Here is a 16404-nt window from a genome sequence, read left to right on the forward strand (position 1 = left end):
TATAGGCCTGTTTCTCGTTCTCCTCCACGAAACAGCGATCCGACGGCAAACGCATTAACCGACCGATCGGTCACTGTATTAGCATGCGATATGTCACAACACAAACGAATTTTTTGAATTTTCTGTGACATTTAAGAATGCGCAGAAGCGCTACACGGCAAACATCTTGCTAAATCATTGAGCGGATTGAGTTTTCAGCGGGACCTGAGGCGGTCGAGCCGATTTTGGCTCGCCGGCGTCGTCTCCCGAAGCGTGCCAGCCTCGTTGACGAAACGGCGCCCGACATAGCCGTCGGCCTTTTCCGACAACAACAGATAAAGGTCGGCAAACAGACGACGCGCCTCCTCACCTGGCCAATTATCCGGTAGCGCCGATCTGGGAAGATGCGGCTCGCGCAGCATGATCAGGCGATATTGATGAACGAGCAACAGCCGCGCGATCAGGCAATCGAAGGCCGATAGCGCGGTACAATCTCCAGCTTTTTGGGAAAATGCGCCGAAGCGGGCAGTGAATTCGCCATAGGCCTCCGCGAAACGCGGCAAGTTCCAGGCCTCTTCGGCAAACTCCCGCAAGGCACCATTCTCGGTCGCCAACTGCGCATCGAAGACGACGACACGTCCCGGCAATGGCGGCGCGGGATGCGTGCCTACCGCCAGGCGTGGGTTCAGCCTGGCAAAACCCTCTCGCTCGAGGCCCTGCATGATCTCTTCCGGCGCAGGTCCGTTGATCAGGACGAATTGCCAACGGACCACGGGTTGCGGCCCGTAGAACAGGCTGGCGGCCTCGACGAATTCGGCTTGAGCCGTGTCCGTCAGTCGATAGAAGCTGCGGCGCCCTTCCCGCTCGCCCGCAAGCTGGCCTGCTGCGACCAGTCGCGACACTGCGGTCCGCACCAGCGTCTCGGTGATCCCAACGCTCTTGCATGTCTCGATGAGGTTGCCGATCCAGACGACGCCGCCTCGCGGCTCGATGACATCGCCATAGATCGTCACGATGAAGCTCGCCGCCTTGATCGGTAAATCGACAAGGAGCGCCGTGACCGCCTCGTTCAAATCATCTCCGAGTTTGACGTTATCAGCCGACAATCCAACTCTGCTCCGCATCCGCAATCGTTAGGGTTTCTTACCGTGAGATGCTTGCACCGTTCAAGGCAAGCACAGCCAGAGGCTTTTACCGCGTGGCATTCGTCGGCAACGCCGTCGTGTATTTCACGCATTTCAGCGAGAAGTGCGACGACGAACTCAGCACTGCCTCATGTGTCAGGATACCGCGCATCAAAAGCCCTTCATACTCCCTGACATCGGCGACGACGGCGCGGATGAGATAATCCCATTCCCCGGACATGGAGTAGCATTCCAGCACCTCGCGATAACTAGCGATGAACTGCTCGAAGTCGCGGCGCGTCGCGGGATCGTGGGTCTTCATCTTGACCTGGCAGAAGACGTTGAGACCCTTGCCGATCTTATCGGGATCGACGAGGCGAACCGTCCTGCCCAGCACGCCGGCGCTTTCCAGTACCTTGATCCTTCGCCAGCAGGACGCCGGCGACGCGCCGACCTTTTCCGCGAGCGCCGCCTGGCTGATATCGCCCTCTTCCTGCAGCACCCGAAGGATCGCTCGGTCGACGTGATCAAGATCGAAACTTTCCATTCAAAAATCTGCCATTTGTGAAACACGTGTTTCAAACACTATAGCGAAACCTAGCAAATTGAAAGGAATAGCGCGGGTGTTCCGAATTAGAATCATGGAGCCATATGGAGGAGAATCACATGGCCCAACTAGCCTTCAAGAATCATGAGCGAAACTCGCCCGACGATCGCCTCGACTGGCGCCGAGTGGCCTACCTCGTCCACCTTTCCAGAAGCCTCGACGAGATGGAAGAGAAGCGTCTCGTCCCGGAAAAGAAGGTTCTCTATCAGTTTTCGGCGCGCGGCCACGACATGGCGCAAATCCTCCTCGGAATGCAGTTGACGGGCCGGCATGACGCTACCTGCGGCTACTATCGCTCGCGGCCTCTGCTGCTCTCGCTCGGCGTCGACCCAGCCGATGCGCTCGGCTCCGCCATGGGCCGCGCCGGCGGCTATTCGGACGGCAGGGATATCGGCGTCGTCTTCAACTATCCGAACCGCTCGGGTGCCTCCGCCTTGCCCATGTGCGGCGGCGTTGGCGCGCAATACACGCCGACGGCCGGCTGGGCGCAGGCGATGAAATATTATGCCACTACGCTTGGACGCGCGGAGTATGCGCGGGATATCGGCGTCGTGCTTGGCGGCGACGGGTCCGTCGCCTCGAATGGCTTCTGGGCGGCTCTGAGCGCCGCAACGACGCAGGCACTGCCGATGCTGTTCTACATCGAGGACAATGGTTTTGGTATTTCGGTGCCTTCGACGGCGCAGACGCCGGGTGGCAATATCGCCGCCAATCTCGCCAGCTGGAAAAACCTCGCAATCTTCGATGGCGACGGCTGCGACCCCGCCGAGGCAGCGCGGTTGGTGCAGGAAGCCGTCTCCTTCGTTCGCGAGGAGCGCAAGCCCGCTCTCCTGCGGCTGACGGTGCCGCGCCTTGAGGGTCACAGCTTCCAAGACACACAGACGTACAAGAGCGAGGAAACCGTGAGGCGCGAATGGGAGCGCGATCCCTTGCCGCGCCTGAAGGATTTTCTCGTTCCCGCCGTGATGACGATACAGGAATGGGATGCCTGCGAAAGTGAAGCGCACGAGATGGCCGAAAGCGCCCGCGTAGCAGCCGAAGACCGGCCGGTCGCCGATCCCTCCACCGTGACCCGCCATGTGTTCTTCGACGGCGACATGCAGACGATGGGCGGCCAGCATCCATCCGGATATGTGGCGCCGGTGACAGCGGCCGAGCCCGAAACCGCCGGCCCGCGCATCAACATGGTCACAGCGATCCGCAGAACGCTCGAACACGAGATGGCGATCAATGAGCGCGTCGTCATGTTCGGCGAGGATATCGGCCCCAAGGGCGGCGTGCATGCCGTGACCCTCGGCCTGCAGGAGAAATTCGGCAACGAGCGCGTTTTCGACACCTCTTTGTCCGAAGAGGGCATTATCGGCCGCGCCGTCGGCATGGCGCTGGCCGGGCTCGTGCCCGTCCCCGAAATCCAGTTTCGGAAATATGCCGAGCCGGCGACCGAACAGCTGAACGATTGCGGCACCATTCGCTGGCGCACCAACAATCGCTTCGCGGCTCCGGTCGTGGTGCGCATGCCTGGCGGTTTCTTCAAGTGTGGCGATCCCTGGCACAGCCAGACCAACGAGGTGGCCTTCGTCCATCAACCGGGCTGGAAGGTTGCCGTTCCCTCGAATGCAGAGGATGCCGTCGGCCTGCTGCGCACCTCGATCCGCGGCAACGACCCCGTCATCTTCTTCGAACACCGGGCGATGCTCGATCATGCTTGGGCGCGCCGCCCTTATCCCGGCGACGATTTCGCGCTGCCCTTCGGCAAGGCAAAGCTGACACGGACCGGCAGCGACATCACCATCGTTACCTGGGGCGCCATGGTGCATCGCTGCGAGGAAGCAGCCGCAGGCATCTCCGCCGACGTCATCGATCTCCGTACGCTGATGCCCTGGGATCAGGAGGCCGTGCTTGCTTCGGTCACCAAGACGCATCGCTGCCTCATCGTCCACGAGGACCTTGAAGCCGCGGGGTTCGGCGCCGAGATTGCCGCTGTCATCGCGGACAAGGCATTCACCGATCTCGACGCTCCCGTCTCTCGCCTGACAATGCCGGATATTCCGAGCCCGCATAATCCCGTTCTTCTCGATTGGGCCGTACCGTCCACCGAACGGATCGCCAGGCGCATTGCCGAAATCCTGGAGTTCTAAGGATGACTGATACCATCGAGATCACAGCTCCGATCGAACAGGAAGGCACGAAAGCCGTCGTCCGCAACTGGCTGAAACAGATCGGCGATCATGTTCGGGAAGGCGATGCGCTTGTCGAACTGGAAACCGATAAAGTCACTCAGGAGATAGCGGCACCATGCGACGGCATCTTGAGCGAAATCGCCATGTCGGATGGCGATGATGCCGTGCCCGGCGCGATCCTCGGACGAATGAGCATCGAGAATGCGAACGGAATTGCAGCGCTGGCAGCCGAAGCTTCATTGCCGATAGAGCCGGCCTCGCCTGTCGCGGCCTCCGCCGCCGCTTACTATTCGCCGGCCGTTCGCAAGGCTGCCGAAGAATACGGGATCGACCCGGCCAGCCTGACGGGCAGCGGCAGGGACGGACGGATCACGCGCGCCGACATGGATCATGCGCTGGAAGCCGGCAAGACGCATCCATCGGCGCCGGTATCGTGGCAGGCCGCAACCAAGCAGCGCTCGCCAGTCACCCAGGTTGACGGCAAATCGCGGATCGTCCCCCATTCGGCGATGCGGCTTTGGATCGCAAGGAATATGGCCCAATCGCTGGCGGCGGCACCTCAGGTCACGGCAATCTTCGAGGCGGATTTCACCGCCATCATGCGCCATCGCGAAAGCCACAAGGACCGCATGAAGGCCGAAGGCGTAAACCTCTCCTACACCGCCTATTTCGTGGCGGCATCCGTTGCGGCCATGAAACTCGTACCTGAAGTCAACAGCCAGTGGCACGATGACGGCCTGGAGATATTCGAAGACGTCAATATCGGCGTTGGGATCGCCCTGGGCGACAAAGGCCTGGTCGCGCCGATCATCCGGCAGGCGCAAAGCCTCTCGCTTGAGACGATTGCCGCCCGGCTCCAGGATCTGACGAACAGAGCCCGATCCAATAGCCTCAAGGGCGACGAGCTGAAGGGCGGAACCTTCACGATTTCCAACCACGGGGTTTCGGGCTCGCTGCTCGCCTCCCCCATCATCATCAACCAGCCGCAATCCGCCATCCTCGGCATCGGCAAGCTGGAGAAGCGTGTCGTGGTGCGGGAGATCGATGGCGTCGATACGATCCAGATTCGTCCGATGGCCTACGTGTCCTTGACGATTGACCATCGCTCCCTGGACGGGCATCAAACGAATGCCTGGCTGACCGAATTCGTACGGGTTCTGCAGAACTGGCCTCATTGAATGGGCAGCTGCAGACATCCCTGATGCTTGCCGCGCGCCCGCACGGACAATAAAGCGGTCAGCAAGGCAAGCGCAGCAGCTTGCATCAATGGAGCGGACGGGAGGAAAAAATGAACAAGACAGCGTTTTTCGATAGCCTGACGGAACAGAAGCCGGACCCTCTGCTTGAACTGATTGCCAAGTTCGCAGCCGATCCGCGATCCGGAAAGATCGACCTCGGCGTCGGCGTCTATCGCGACGAGACCGGCCGCACCCCTGTTATGAGAGCCGTCAAGGCGGCCGAGCACTATCTCTGGGAAACCCAAGAGTCCAAATCCTATATCGGCCCAGAGGGTGATCCCGCCTTCCTGCGCGCGCTGGCGCTCGAAACCTTCGGTGAACGCCATGGCGGCAGGCTGCTCGCCGGAATTCAGACCCCCGGCGGCACCGGCGCTTTGCGCCTGGCTGCGGAACTGCTCGCCCTCGACAAGCGACGGAAGATCTGGATCGGCACGCCGACATGGGTCAACCATCAGGCAATCTTCGCCGCCGTCGGCCTTCAGGTCGGAACCTATCGCTTCTTCGATATCGGCAAGCAGACCGTTCTCATCGACGAGATGCTGACGACCTTGCGGAATGCAGCCCCCGGCGATGCAGTGCTGCTGCAGACGAGCTGCCATAACCCGACAGGCGCGGGACTGTCATCGCAGAACTGGCTGGACATTGCCGAGATCGTCGCCAGCAAGGGGTTGCTGCCGCTCTTCGACAATGCCTATCAGGGCCTTGGGCACGGCCGGGTCGAAGACGCAGCCGGCATGATTGATGTCATCGAAACAGTCGGCGAAGCGATGGTTGCCGTCTCCTGCTCCAAGTCCTTCTCGCTCTATCGGGAGCGCACAGGCGCAGTCTATCTTTTCGGGGATCAGCAGGCACCGTTGAACAAGGGCGTCGGCAATCTGGCAAGCCATGCCCGCACCAGCTACTCCATGCCGCCGGCGCACGGGGCTGCGATCGTCGCGGCGATCCTGCAGGACCCGTCGCGGCGCCAGGCCTGGGTCGACGAACTCGGCGAAATGCGCAGCCGCATCGCCGAAATCCGCCAAGCCGCCGCCGAAGCCTTTGCACAATTCCGTCCCGAACTTGCCCATATCGGTTCCCAGGAAGGCATGTTCTCCCTCCTGCCAATCTCTCCGGAAAATGTCCGGCAGCTTCGAGCAGAACACGGCATCTACATGCCGGATTCCGGCAGGATCAACGTGGCTGGGATGCGGGTTACAGATGTCGCATCGGTGGCGGAGCGCATCGGTCCCTATCTGGCCTGAATATGCACCAAGATAGCCCTGCGTTTCGCGCAAGGGTTTGATCGGAAAGCGCTAATCGGCTCGCCGGCCGAAGCTTTTGCTGTGCGCCCAATTCGGCAAGACCACCCTTACCCACAGCCGCTTGAACGCTCGTTCGATCTGCAGGCGGACCGAGTGCCTGCGGTTTCGCGCCTATTGACCTTTTCATACATAAATATATTCTGCGTATATGCATATATGGCCGCTGTTTTGGTGCCCATGACGACAATGGCCGGATCGAGGTCCGGTTCGAGCATGAAGGCAGCCTTGCCCGCGATGGTCTCGCTGCGAGGCATTCTGCCTTTGGGAGGAGTGAAATATGACAAACGACAATCCGGCGCTGCAAAGCGCCGTGCGCAAGGCGACCATTCGCCTTTTGCCCTTTCTGGGCTTGATGCTGATCCTGAACTTTCTCGATCGATCCAATGTCGGCTTCGCCAAGACAGCCTATCAGGCTGATACCGGCATTTCGGACGCGGCCTATGCCTTCGGCGCCGGCATCCTTTATCTGGGCTATGCCACCTTCGAAGTGCCGAGCAACCTGATCATGCAGCGCGTCGGCGCCCGCCTGTGGCTGAGCCGCATCATGATCACCTGGGGTATCGTCTCGGCCTGTATGGTCTTTGCCCACACGCCAACGAGCTACTACATCGTTCGTTTCCTGCTCGGCGTCTGCGAAGCCGGCTTCTATCCGGGCGTCTTGCTTTACCTGACCTACTGGTTCCCCGCCAAGCAGAGGGCGCGCGCTACCGGCCTCTTTTATCTCGGCGTCCCCCTATCGCTTGTAATCGGAGCACCACTTTCCGGCTGGCTACTCACCCATCACGACGTCCTCGGCCTTACCAATTGGCAATGGATGTTTGCGGTTGAGGGCCTGGCGGCAACTGTCGTCGGCATCCTGGCGCTCTTCTTCCTGACCAGCCGTCCCAACGAAGCCAAATGGCTGACAGCAGAGGAGAAAAATGCCCTGAACGCCGTGATCGAGGCGGAGGAGCGCAGCAAGCTTTCCGAGGTGAAGCACTCCGTCTTCAGCGTCTTGAAGGACTGGCGCGTTCTCGCCTTCATCGGCATCTATCTCTTCATCCAGATCGGCGTCGGCCCGATCACCTTCTACCTGCCGGCGCGGCTTGCGCAGGCGCTCGGCGGCGGCGTCAATACCTGGGTCGGCGTCCTGCTCGGCCTGCCCTGGCTCTGCGCGCTTTTCGCGACGCGCTTCTTCACCGTCTATGCCGACAAACACGACAACCATCGCATCGTCTGCATCGCCATGCTGACGGCAGGCACCATTGCGCTTGGAACGATCGGCCTGACGATGAACCCCTGGGTGATGGTGATTGCCGCCTGCATCGCGGTTCCAGGGCTCGCCTCATCCCAGCCGGTCTTCTGGAGCCTGCCGACCCGTTATCTCGGCGGCGTCGGTGCGGCGAGCGGCATTGCCTTCATCGTTTCACTCGGCAATCTCGGCAGCTTCGCCTCACCGCAGATCAAGGCCTATGTCGATGCCGCCACGGGCAATGGCGATATCGGTTTCTACATCCTCGCCGGCTGCTGCTTCCTGTCGGTGGTGCTGCTGATCGCGCTCGGCTCGCATCGCCGCTGGATCGCCGATGCCGAACCGGCGAGCCGCACGCATTGAACGGACAAGCCGCTTTCGATCCCCGCCTCTCCTTGCCGCATAAACGAGGTGAGCGGGGAGAAAGTCTGGCGAAGTGCATCGCTCCATACAAGCGCGGGCAGGAGGCCGCCATGCGCTTTTGCTGGAATTGCGTTAACCGGCAACGATCTCCTCGAGCGATATCGCTACACCTAGCAGCCGTTCATCCTGATCCTTCGGAGCCGACAGCAGGAAGCCGACAGGCATGCCTGCATCGCCCGTGCCGCAAGGCAGCGATACGCCGCACCAATCGAGAAAATTGCCGATCAAAGTATTGCGGAGCGTCCGGCCATTGACCTTCGCGAACAGTTCGTCGTCGGCTTCCAGCGGCGCAAGCGCGGGCGCGACATGGACGACTGTCGGATAGGCGATGAATTCGTTCGGCCCAAGCGATGCATCAACCTCCCTGATCAACTGTTCGCGCACCTTGAGTGTGTCCAGATAATCAACCAAAGTGATCTTCTCGCCCAGGCGCGTGCGTGCCACGACACGCCGATCCATGGCTTCGGCCTCCGGTCCCGCCAGCCGGCGGTGATGCAGCGCGAAAGCTTCGGCGGTTGCCAGCGGCCCATTCTTGGCCATCACGTCAAACAGCTTTTCGAAGGCTGGAAAAGCGGCCCGTCGTATCTTGACGCCGGCGGCGCTCAAGCGCGCAAGTGCCACCTCGAAGGCCGCAATGACACCATCCTCGGCATTGTCCATGACGACATTCGTCGGCACCACAATGGAAACCCCAGCAGGATCGGCACGTTCGACCTCGGGTCTGAAATGGCCGCGCATCGCGGCATCGACCCATATGGCGTCCTGAACGCTGCGGCACAAAGGCCCAAGCGAGTCGAGGCTGCTCGCCAACGGAAAGACGCCGGCCATGCCGTAACGGCCGCGGCTGGCCTTGTAACCCACAAGGCCATTGAAGGCGGACGGTATGCGCACGGAGCCGCCCGTGTCTGTACCGATCGAGGCCGGCACCAGGCCAGCCGCGACGGCGGCGGCGGAACCGGAAGACGAACCGCCCGGAATTCGCGGCACATCCGTAGCCAAGGGATTGAGTGGGGTGCCGTAATGCGGGTTGAGGCCGAGGCCGGAAAAGGCAAATTCACTCATATTGACCTGGCCGACGGCAACCATGCCCGCAGCCTTCAGCGCTTTTACGACATCAGCATCATCCTGTGCGGGCTCGGCATCGGCAAGCACGATCGACCCGGCGGTCGTCGGCAGGCCGGCGATCGCGAAAAGATCCTTCCACGCGACGGGAACACCGTCCAACAACCCGCGCGAACGTCCCTCGCGCAGCCGTCTGGACGAAGCTGCCGCCTCTTCCATCGCGCGCGCCTCCAAGAGCCGCGTGAAGATCGCCTGATCCTTATAAGTCCGGATCGCATCGAGGGTCTCTTCGGCCAACGCGACCGGATCGAGATTGCCGGACTGGATCAAGACCGAGAGCTGTGCGATCGATTTGCCGAGATGTGTCTGTGTCATTGGCCCTGCTCTCCTCTTCAGCCGACTAGCTGCATCCAGCGGCGAACCAGATAATTGTGCTCATCCATTGTCGTATTCCAGACGGCAATGCAATTGGCGCGCTGCCAATAGGACCCGCCGCTGCGCACCGATCCCTTTCTGATCCGCATCTGCCCATCCGGGCCGGGCAGATCTTCGCTCGCAGCGGCACCTTCGTACCAGTAATCCCATTCAGCCTGCGTCATGAACTGGCGGGAGCGCTGCGGCGTCGAAATATAATAACCTTGCCGCGCGACCACGGCGCCCGGCCAGCCCGAGATCCACCAATTCAGATAGTCGTAGGCGACATCGAGGAGGCGACCGCTCAACTGTTTCGAAAGACACAGCCCGCCGTGCCAGGCGCGGTAACCTTCGGCGGGCACGGCCTGCTCGACCGGAGAGCCCTTGGAATTCAGGATGCCGATACCGGGCGACCACATGCTCTGAACGCTGGTCTCGCCGGCAATCATCAGCCGCGCCGCATCCTCGGCGGTTTTCCAGAAATCGCGGAAGAAGCCAGCCTTCTTGCGCTCCTCCAGGAGATCGATCAGTTGATCGATCTCCTGAACCGACATGTTGCCGATATCGTCGAACGACATGAGGCCGGCTGCCTGTGCCGCCAGCGCCGCATCGAAAATGCCGATGGCCGGCTCATCCACCAGCGCCACCCTGCCCGCCCAGCGCTCATCGAAAAGAGCGCCCCAGGAATGCATGCCGACGCCGTTCGGCGCCAGATCTGTCCGATAGGCGAAACTGTCGAAATTATGCGTGGTCGGCAGCATGGAGATGAAGCGCGACGGTGTGTCACCGAGCGCAAGATTGGGCTGAACGAAGAGCTTGCGCGCCGGCACATCGCCAAGCCCCATTCTGGGGTTGGGGCCGATATGGCCTGTTTTCGTCAAGTCGTTGACCTCGTCCCAAAGCACGATGCGCTGGGTGTCGACGGGCTGGATCGCGCGCCAGTGCCAGACGATATCGAGATTGTGGAAGCATTGATCGTAGATGTCGTAGGTTTCCGGTTCTCGCGCGGCCTTGAACTGCGTCGTCAGGAAGTCATTGTTGTCGAACGTCACGTCGATGCCGAGATCGTCCTCAGCGTGCAGACGCAACTCCTCCAGCAGCGAGATCGCGGTGCCGAGAACGCGCAAGCGCGGCCGGCCGGCCAGATGCAAGGCGGGAGCAGCCAGGTTTTTTGCGACGGATTGATGCTTGTTCATGTGGATACCGGTTGTCTCATCGCGCCGCGGCGATCGGGCCAGATGCAGCGAGTGGCATCTGCGACATGCGCGCCAGTGTGAAGGCTTCGAAAGAGCGTTTCAAGAGAGCGCCGTCAAGCCCGTCCAGAATGAAGACCAGCCGCGAGGTGCGATCTTCCGAAGGCCATCCATCCATATGCACCGGTGTATGAACCAGATGCTGGACGCCGTGAACGGCAACGGGGCGCTCCTCGCCGCTAAGGTTGAGGATACCCTTCACCCGCAGCACACGCTCCCCATGCCGATTGAGCAACATGATCAGCCAGAGCCCGAAGGCCGTCCAGTCGACGGGCCGGTCGATGCTGAGCGAGATCGAGGAAATGGCCGCCTGATGCGCCACGCCGTCCGATGAGACGAGCTGCACCGGCTCCTCGCAATAAAAGCCGCTTTGCGACAGACTGCTACTGGACGAGACGTCGCTTTGGACGGCGACCAGCGAGGAGAGATCGAGATCCGGATCGGCCGCGATCAGAACCCGGGCATCAGGATTGAGCCCGCGAAGACGAGCATGGAGAGCCTCTCCATCGTCGTCAGTATCAAGATCGGTCTTGGTGAGGACCAGCCGATCCGCAACCGCGGCCTGCCGGTTGGATTCGATATAGGTGTCGAGCTGGCGCAGCCCATTCACCGCATCGACCGTCGTGATCACGTTGCCGGCGCAAAAATGATGCCGCAGCACCGGGTCGGCCTTGATGGTCGACAGAACCGGGAATGGATCGGCAAGACCCGTGCTTTCGATGATGACGCGCCGGAACGGCGGCAGCAACCCGCGTTCGCGGCGGGAATAAAGCTCCTTGAGCGCGGCTGCTAGCTCGCCGCGCACGGTGCAGCAGACGCATCCGGAACGCAGCAGTACCATCTCGCCATCGACGCTTTCGACAAGATCGTGGTCAAGCCCGATCTCGCCGAATTCGTTGATAAGCACCGCCGTATCGGCGAAAACCGGATCAGCGAGGATGCGCTTCAGCAGCGTCGTCTTGCCGGAACCGAGGAAACCCGTCAGCAGGTTGATCGGTAGAAAGCCGCTCGCTTCAACCGACATGCCGTGCCTCCATCCGGACGATGAAGGCATCGTCGAGCGGATCGCAGGGCTGGCCGACGAGCCTTTCGGCCGCCGGCCAGAGGTGACCGAGATCCTCGATGATCTCGCTCTTGCCCGTTCGCGTCGACAGCACGAAGGATGCGCCCTGCCAGTCGGTGAGGGTAAGGCCGAAGCCCGAGAGCATCTCGTTGGCGGCGCGCACCCGCTCGGCACGCTCGCGCCGCCGGTCGACGCTGGCGTGATTGCGCGTGAAGACGCCCGGCCGTGCCGCCGCGTCCGTCCAGTGCTCATTGCCGCCGAGCACGCCGCAGAGTGAACACATGGCGATCCGCCTCCTTCAAAATTGATGCTCTCGCTGCTTTAGAATAGCCGGCTATTTCTTGCGCGGAAAGCGGGCTGCGAAATCGTCGGCGATCTCATTCATCGTCACGAACTTCACGCCGGGGTGCTTGACCATATGCGCGTAAAGCCGCTCCAGCATCATCAGCACCTGCGGACGCCCGGCGACATCCGGATGTATGGTGATCGGGAAGACGGCATAGTCCATCTCGCGATAGACCCAGTCGAACTGATCGCGCCACATCTGCTCGATATGATGCGGATTGACGAAGCCGTGGCTGTTCGGGGATTTCTTGATGAACATCATCGGCGGCAGATCATCGAGATACCAGGATGCCGGAATTTCGATCAGATCGGTTTCCTGACCGCGCTTCAGCGGCACCATCCAGTCCGACGGCTTGCGCGAATAGTCGATCTTCGTCCAGCTGTCGCCGACGCGCACATAATAGGGCGTGAAGTCATTGTGCATCAGCGAGTGATCGTATTTGATGCCACGCTCCAAAAGCAGCTCATTGGTCACATTGGAGAATTCCCACCAGGGGGCGACGTAGCCGCTCGGACGCTTGCCGGAAAGCTTGGTGACAAGCTCGATACACTTGTCGAGAATTTCCGTCTCCTGCTCGCGCGTCATGGCGATCGGATTTTCGTGGCTGTAGCCATGGATGCCGATTTCATGGCCGGCATCGGCCACCGCCTGCATCTGCTCCGGAAAGGTCTCAATCGAATGGCCGGGAATGAACCAGGTCGTCTTGATGCCGAAGCGCTCGAAGAGCTTCACCAGCCGCAGACTGCCGACTTCGCCGGCAAAGAGCCCTCTTGAGATATCATCGGGCGAGTCCTCGCCGCCATAAGAGCCGAGCCAGCCAGCCACAGCATCGACGTCGACGCCAAAACTGCACAAGATTTCCTTTGCCATGGGAGTACCTCCTTCGATCGGGTTTTCAATTATCAATGAGCTGGGATGACGGTCGCATCGGCCGCATCCCAGGTAAGCATAACTTCGGCGCCGACGGGAAAAGCGCCGGGCCGGTATTTGTCGACATGCGCCTCGAGCGCGAGCCCGCGGCCATCGGACAGGCTGATGCCGATCTGCGAGATGTGGCCAACCACATCGAAACGCTCGACACGCGCCCCGACCACATTGCCGCCGAAGGCCCGGGCGAGATCGTCGCGCATCGAGCCGCCCGCCGCATGAACCTCGATCGCCTCCGAAGGGATGACGATGTTGACCTTGCTGGAGAGGCCGCCATTGGCTAAGCCCGACAGCGTGCCGAACGAGGTCGAGACGAATGTGCTGTCGGCCCTGGCGCCGGCAACCTCGCCTTCGAAGATGGTGTTGCGGCCGATGAACTGCGCCACGAATGGCGTGTCGGGGCGTGTATAGAGCTGATGCGGCGGGCTGATCTGCTCCACCCTGCCCTGGTTCATGACGACGATGCGGTCGGACAGCGCCAGCGCTTCCGACTGGGCATGAGTCACGAAGACGAAGGTCACCCCAAGCCTCTTCTGCAGCAATTTGAGTTCGTTCTGGATCGCCTTGCGCAGATTGGCATCAAGAGCGCCCAGCGGCTCGTCGAGAAGCAGCACGTCCGGCTCGACCACGAGGCCGCGCGCAAGCGCGATGCGCTGACGCTGGCCCCCGGAAAGCTTGTCAGGCTTCCGCTCGGCAATATCCTCCAGCCCGAGGGTGGCGAGGATACGGTCGACCCGCGCATCCCGCTCGGCTTTCGCCATACCCTTGACCTCCAGGCCGTATCCGACGTTCCGGCGAACCGTCATATGCGGAAAAAGCGCATAGTTCTGGAAGATCATCGATGTCGGCCGGTTCTGCGGCCTGACATCGTTCATGCGCTCGCCCTTGATCATCATGTTGCCGGAGGAAATGCTTTCGAAGCCGGCGATCATGCGAAGCGTCGTCGTCTTGCCGCAGCCCGACGGGCCGAGGAAGGCGATGAATTCACCCTTCTTGATCGAAAGATTGAAGTCGATGACGGCTGGCGTGCCATTGTCATAGACCTTGCCGACATTGATGAGTTCCAAATCATACATCACGAGCGATCTCCGGGCGTGGACGAGAAGGCGGACATCGCCTCCTCGCAGAGCTGAGAATGGATGGCGGACGCCACCGCATCACGCATTGAGGAATTCATCCCACTTCTGAACGAGATGGTCGTATTCGCCCGGCCACTGGTGCCAGTAGGCGACGTTCTTGGCGCGCTCCGCCAGCGAGCCGCCATCGCGCAGGTCGCCTTCCTTGATGCCGCGCTCGGCGGCGCCGACCCAGGGCTTGCCCTCGTACCAGAAGGCATATTTGTCCGGCGCCATGACCTTCTCGATATTGGTCGATGGCGAGTAGTAGCCCTGCTCGGAAACGGTGATGCCTGGTTCGCCCGAGAGCCAGTAATCGGCATAGGCGATCACGGCTTCCTTGTTCGGCGTGCCTGCGATCATCGACGGGCCGATCGCCCAGCCGCGATAGCCTTCCTTCGGCACGGCATATTTGCACGCCTTGCCTTGGGCCTTGACCGCCATGACGGCAGGCTGCCAGGCGTCGCAGACGACCATTTCGCCGGATGCCATCAGGTTGACCAACTCGCCGAAATCGCCCCACAGGGCGCGGAACTGCCCGTCCTTCTTCTTGGACACGAGGAACTTCGCCGCCTCATCGATTTCAGCCGTGCTCGGGTTGCCGGGGTTCTTGACGTTCAGAAGGCCAAGCGTGTTCATCGCCATGATGGCCTGGCCGAAGGCGATCAGCGGATCGGTGTTGAGGCCAGACTTGCCCTTCCACTTCGGATCGAAGATCGCCGACCAGGTGTTGGCTTCTTCGGCCGAGAGAACGTCCGGATTGTAGCCGATGGAATCGTAGTTATAGACCGCAGGCACCATGTTCAGCGTGGTCTTGGCGTCATCGGCCCAGATCTGGCCGACGATCTGCTGCTTCGGCCCCCACTTGTCGGAAGGCGTGGTGAAGGTATCGCGGATATTGGCCCAGTTCTTCAGGGAGGCTGCCGGAACCGGCTCGACATTGTTGGTCATGACGATCGACGGCAAACGCTCGCCGATGATCTCCCAGCAATCGTAATCCTTGGAGCCGGAAAGGATCTTGGTCTGCGCGTCCGGAAAGGTCGCGGCCGTACCGGAGGTCTGCCCAACGCCGCTCGCTTTGCGGAAGTCATCAAGGATACGTTCCTGGACGGTGACGGAAAGCCCGATCGTGCGCAGCTGTTGCTTGGCAAGACCGCTTGCCTGTGCGTAAGCGGCCCGTGACGACAGGAACGGTGTGCCGCCTCCGATCGCCAGCGCCATCACGCCGGCGGAATGCTTCAACAGAGAGCGTCTGTTCATTTCCATTTTGGACATTTTGTTCTCCAGTGCTGATTGCTGTTCCCTGAGCCCTTGGTGGGCCTATTTCATTGCCGTATCGCCCTGCCCGGCCATCGCCGGGACGGTGACGATCAGTACCGCCCCACGAGGAGGCCACCATCCACGACCAGAACCTGGCCGGTCATGTATCTCGCGCCGTTCGATGCGAGGAATGCGATCACGTCGGCGATGTCTTCCGGCTCGCCGAGTCGGCCCATCGGAATGAACTCGGCTGCCTTCTCCGCGCCTGCGGGGCCGAGCGAATTCTCTTCCGAAAGAAGCTGGGCGGTGCGGATGTAGCCCGGCGCAATGCCGTTGACCCTGATGCCATCCTTCGCCAGTTCAACGGCAAGCCCGCGAACCAGCCCGACGACCCCGGATTTCGCCGCTGAATAATGGACATGCTCGTCCCACCCGTAGGCGACGCCCATGATCGAGGAGAGCGCGACGATGCTTCCGGATCTGCGGGCACGCATGCCCGGCACCACGGCACGCACCAGCTTGAAAATACCCTTCAGGTCGACATCCATGGTCAGATCCCATTTGTCGTCGGTAAGTTCGCCGAGCGGCGTTCGATGAGCGATGCCGGCGTTCGCGACGATGACGTCGATCTTGCCGAAGCGCGCCTCGATACTGGCAACGAGCTTGTTCGCGGCATCCGTCGAGCGGACGTCGTAGAGATGGAATTCGGCCGAACCGCCGGCGGTAAGGATGTCGCGAACCGTCTGCTCGCCTTCCTTCTCGAGGATGTCGGTGACGACGACGTGGTCGCCGAGCGCAGCAAAAGCCTTGGCTGCCGCCTGGCCGATACCGATGCCCGCGCCCGTGACGATGACAACCCGCTTCTCTACACAGTCCATCTG

14 protein-coding genes are annotated in these 16404 nt (G+C 61.2%); 4 read left to right on the top strand and 10 right to left on the bottom strand.

Translation table 11 applies throughout. The annotated features are described in order from the left end of the window. Positions 1 to 194: 194 nt before the first annotated feature. Positions 195 to 1085 (bottom strand): PaaX family transcriptional regulator C-terminal domain-containing protein, encoded by an 891-nt coding sequence (locus ABOK31_RS21715; protein ID WP_349960734.1) that lies wholly within the window; start codon positions 1083 to 1085, stop codon positions 195 to 197. Positions 1086 to 1170: 85 nt separating this feature from the next. Continuing rightward, positions 1171 to 1650: an Lrp/AsnC family transcriptional regulator gene (locus tag ABOK31_RS21720; RefSeq protein WP_349960736.1), complete on the bottom strand. Its 480-nt coding sequence runs from the start codon at positions 1648 to 1650 to the stop codon at positions 1171 to 1173. A gap of 119 nt (positions 1651 to 1769) precedes the next feature. On the opposite strand from ABOK31_RS21720, the gene ABOK31_RS21725 reads away from it, so the two are divergent. The 4 genes from ABOK31_RS21725 to ABOK31_RS21740 all read left to right on the top strand — a co-directional run bounded on the left by ABOK31_RS21725 (position 1770) and on the right by ABOK31_RS21740 (position 8023). Beyond that, positions 1770 to 3848 (top strand): transketolase C-terminal domain-containing protein, encoded by a 2079-nt coding sequence (locus ABOK31_RS21725; protein WP_349960738.1) that lies wholly within the window; start codon positions 1770 to 1772, stop codon positions 3846 to 3848. A gap of 2 nt (positions 3849 to 3850) precedes the next feature. Further along, the gene (locus ABOK31_RS21730) at positions 3851 to 5068 is read left to right on the top strand and encodes a 2-oxo acid dehydrogenase subunit E2 (protein ID WP_349960740.1); all 1218 of its coding nucleotides are present in this window, start codon (positions 3851 to 3853) and stop codon (positions 5066 to 5068) included. A gap of 110 nt (positions 5069 to 5178) precedes the next feature. Continuing rightward, a complete protein-coding gene (locus tag ABOK31_RS21735) occupies positions 5179 to 6369 on the top strand; it encodes an aromatic amino acid transaminase (protein ID WP_174181475.1) in 1191 nt (396 codons plus the stop codon). A gap of 337 nt (positions 6370 to 6706) precedes the next feature. Beyond that, positions 6707 to 8023: an MFS transporter gene (locus ABOK31_RS21740; protein WP_349960742.1), complete on the top strand. Its 1317-nt coding sequence runs from the start codon at positions 6707 to 6709 to the stop codon at positions 8021 to 8023. Between the two features lie 132 nt (positions 8024 to 8155). On the opposite strand, the gene ABOK31_RS21745 is transcribed toward ABOK31_RS21740, so the two are convergent. The 8 genes from ABOK31_RS21745 to ABOK31_RS21780 all read right to left on the bottom strand — a co-directional run bounded on the left by ABOK31_RS21745 (position 8156) and on the right by ABOK31_RS21780 (position 16401). Further along, on the bottom strand, positions 8156 to 9520 hold the full coding sequence (locus tag ABOK31_RS21745) for an amidase (protein WP_349960744.1): 1365 nt from the start codon (positions 9518 to 9520) through the stop codon (positions 8156 to 8158). Positions 9521 to 9537: 17 nt separating this feature from the next. Continuing rightward, on the bottom strand, positions 9538 to 10755 hold the full coding sequence (locus ABOK31_RS21750) for an extracellular solute-binding protein (protein WP_349960746.1): 1218 nt from the start codon (positions 10753 to 10755) through the stop codon (positions 9538 to 9540). Positions 10756 to 10771: 16 nt separating this feature from the next. Beyond that, positions 10772 to 11836, bottom strand: coding sequence for a GTP-binding protein (locus ABOK31_RS21755; protein ID WP_349960748.1), 1065 nt, complete (start codon positions 11834 to 11836; stop codon positions 10772 to 10774). After that, positions 11826 to 12158, bottom strand: a complete 333-nt coding sequence (locus tag ABOK31_RS21760) for a hypothetical protein (protein ID WP_349960749.1) — start codon at positions 12156 to 12158, stop codon at positions 11826 to 11828. The genes ABOK31_RS21755 and ABOK31_RS21760 overlap by 11 nt, the downstream gene beginning before the upstream one ends. A 51-nt stretch (positions 12159 to 12209) precedes the next feature. Continuing rightward, positions 12210 to 13091: a polysaccharide deacetylase gene (locus tag ABOK31_RS21765; RefSeq protein ID WP_349960751.1), complete on the bottom strand. Its 882-nt coding sequence runs from the start codon at positions 13089 to 13091 to the stop codon at positions 12210 to 12212. Between the two features lie 32 nt (positions 13092 to 13123). Further along, the gene (locus ABOK31_RS21770) at positions 13124 to 14227 is read right to left on the bottom strand and encodes an ABC transporter ATP-binding protein (protein WP_349960753.1); all 1104 of its coding nucleotides are present in this window, start codon (positions 14225 to 14227) and stop codon (positions 13124 to 13126) included. A gap of 78 nt (positions 14228 to 14305) precedes the next feature. Next, positions 14306 to 15538 carry an extracellular solute-binding protein gene (locus tag ABOK31_RS21775; protein WP_349960755.1) on the bottom strand — a complete coding sequence of 411 codons (1233 nt, stop codon included), beginning with the start codon at positions 15536 to 15538 and terminating at the stop codon, positions 14306 to 14308. Between the two features lie 95 nt (positions 15539 to 15633). Then, positions 15634 to 16401, bottom strand: coding sequence for an SDR family NAD(P)-dependent oxidoreductase (locus tag ABOK31_RS21780; RefSeq protein WP_174181490.1), 768 nt, complete (start codon positions 16399 to 16401; stop codon positions 15634 to 15636). Positions 16402 to 16404: the final 3 nt, after the last annotated feature.

This window comes from Rhizobium sp. ZPR4 (assembly GCF_040215725.1).
Taxonomy (GTDB): domain Bacteria; phylum Pseudomonadota; class Alphaproteobacteria; order Rhizobiales; family Rhizobiaceae; genus Rhizobium; species Rhizobium rhizogenes_D.

What these genes read in the sequence shown, in the direction of transcription:
- ABOK31_RS21740 (WP_349960742.1), top strand. Translation starts at nt 6,707, where the DNA reads ATGACAAACGACAATCCGGCGCTGCAAAGCGCCGTGCGCAAGGCGACC.
- ABOK31_RS21755 (WP_349960748.1), bottom strand. Translation starts at nt 11,836, where the DNA reads ATGTCGGTTGAAGCGAGCGGCTTTCTACCGATCAACCTGCTGACGGGT.
- ABOK31_RS21760 (WP_349960749.1), bottom strand. Translation starts at nt 12,158, where the DNA reads ATGTGTTCACTCTGCGGCGTGCTCGGCGGCAATGAGCACTGGACGGAC.
- ABOK31_RS21725 (WP_349960738.1), top strand. Translation starts at nt 1,770, where the DNA reads ATGGCCCAACTAGCCTTCAAGAATCATGAGCGAAACTCGCCCGACGAT.
- ABOK31_RS21750 (WP_349960746.1), bottom strand. Translation starts at nt 10,755, where the DNA reads ATGAACAAGCATCAATCCGTCGCAAAAAACCTGGCTGCTCCCGCCTTG.
- ABOK31_RS21745 (WP_349960744.1), bottom strand. Translation starts at nt 9,520, where the DNA reads ATGACACAGACACATCTCGGCAAATCGATCGCACAGCTCTCGGTCTTG.
- ABOK31_RS21735 (WP_174181475.1), top strand. Translation starts at nt 5,179, where the DNA reads ATGAACAAGACAGCGTTTTTCGATAGCCTGACGGAACAGAAGCCGGAC.
- ABOK31_RS21730 (WP_349960740.1), top strand. Translation starts at nt 3,851, where the DNA reads ATGACTGATACCATCGAGATCACAGCTCCGATCGAACAGGAAGGCACG.
- ABOK31_RS21720 (WP_349960736.1), bottom strand. Translation starts at nt 1,650, where the DNA reads ATGGAAAGTTTCGATCTTGATCACGTCGACCGAGCGATCCTTCGGGTG.
- ABOK31_RS21765 (WP_349960751.1), bottom strand. Translation starts at nt 13,091, where the DNA reads ATGGCAAAGGAAATCTTGTGCAGTTTTGGCGTCGACGTCGATGCTGTG.
- ABOK31_RS21780 (WP_174181490.1), bottom strand. Translation starts at nt 16,401, where the DNA reads ATGGACTGTGTAGAGAAGCGGGTTGTCATCGTCACGGGCGCGGGCATC.
- ABOK31_RS21775 (WP_349960755.1), bottom strand. Translation starts at nt 15,538, where the DNA reads ATGTCCAAAATGGAAATGAACAGACGCTCTCTGTTGAAGCATTCCGCC.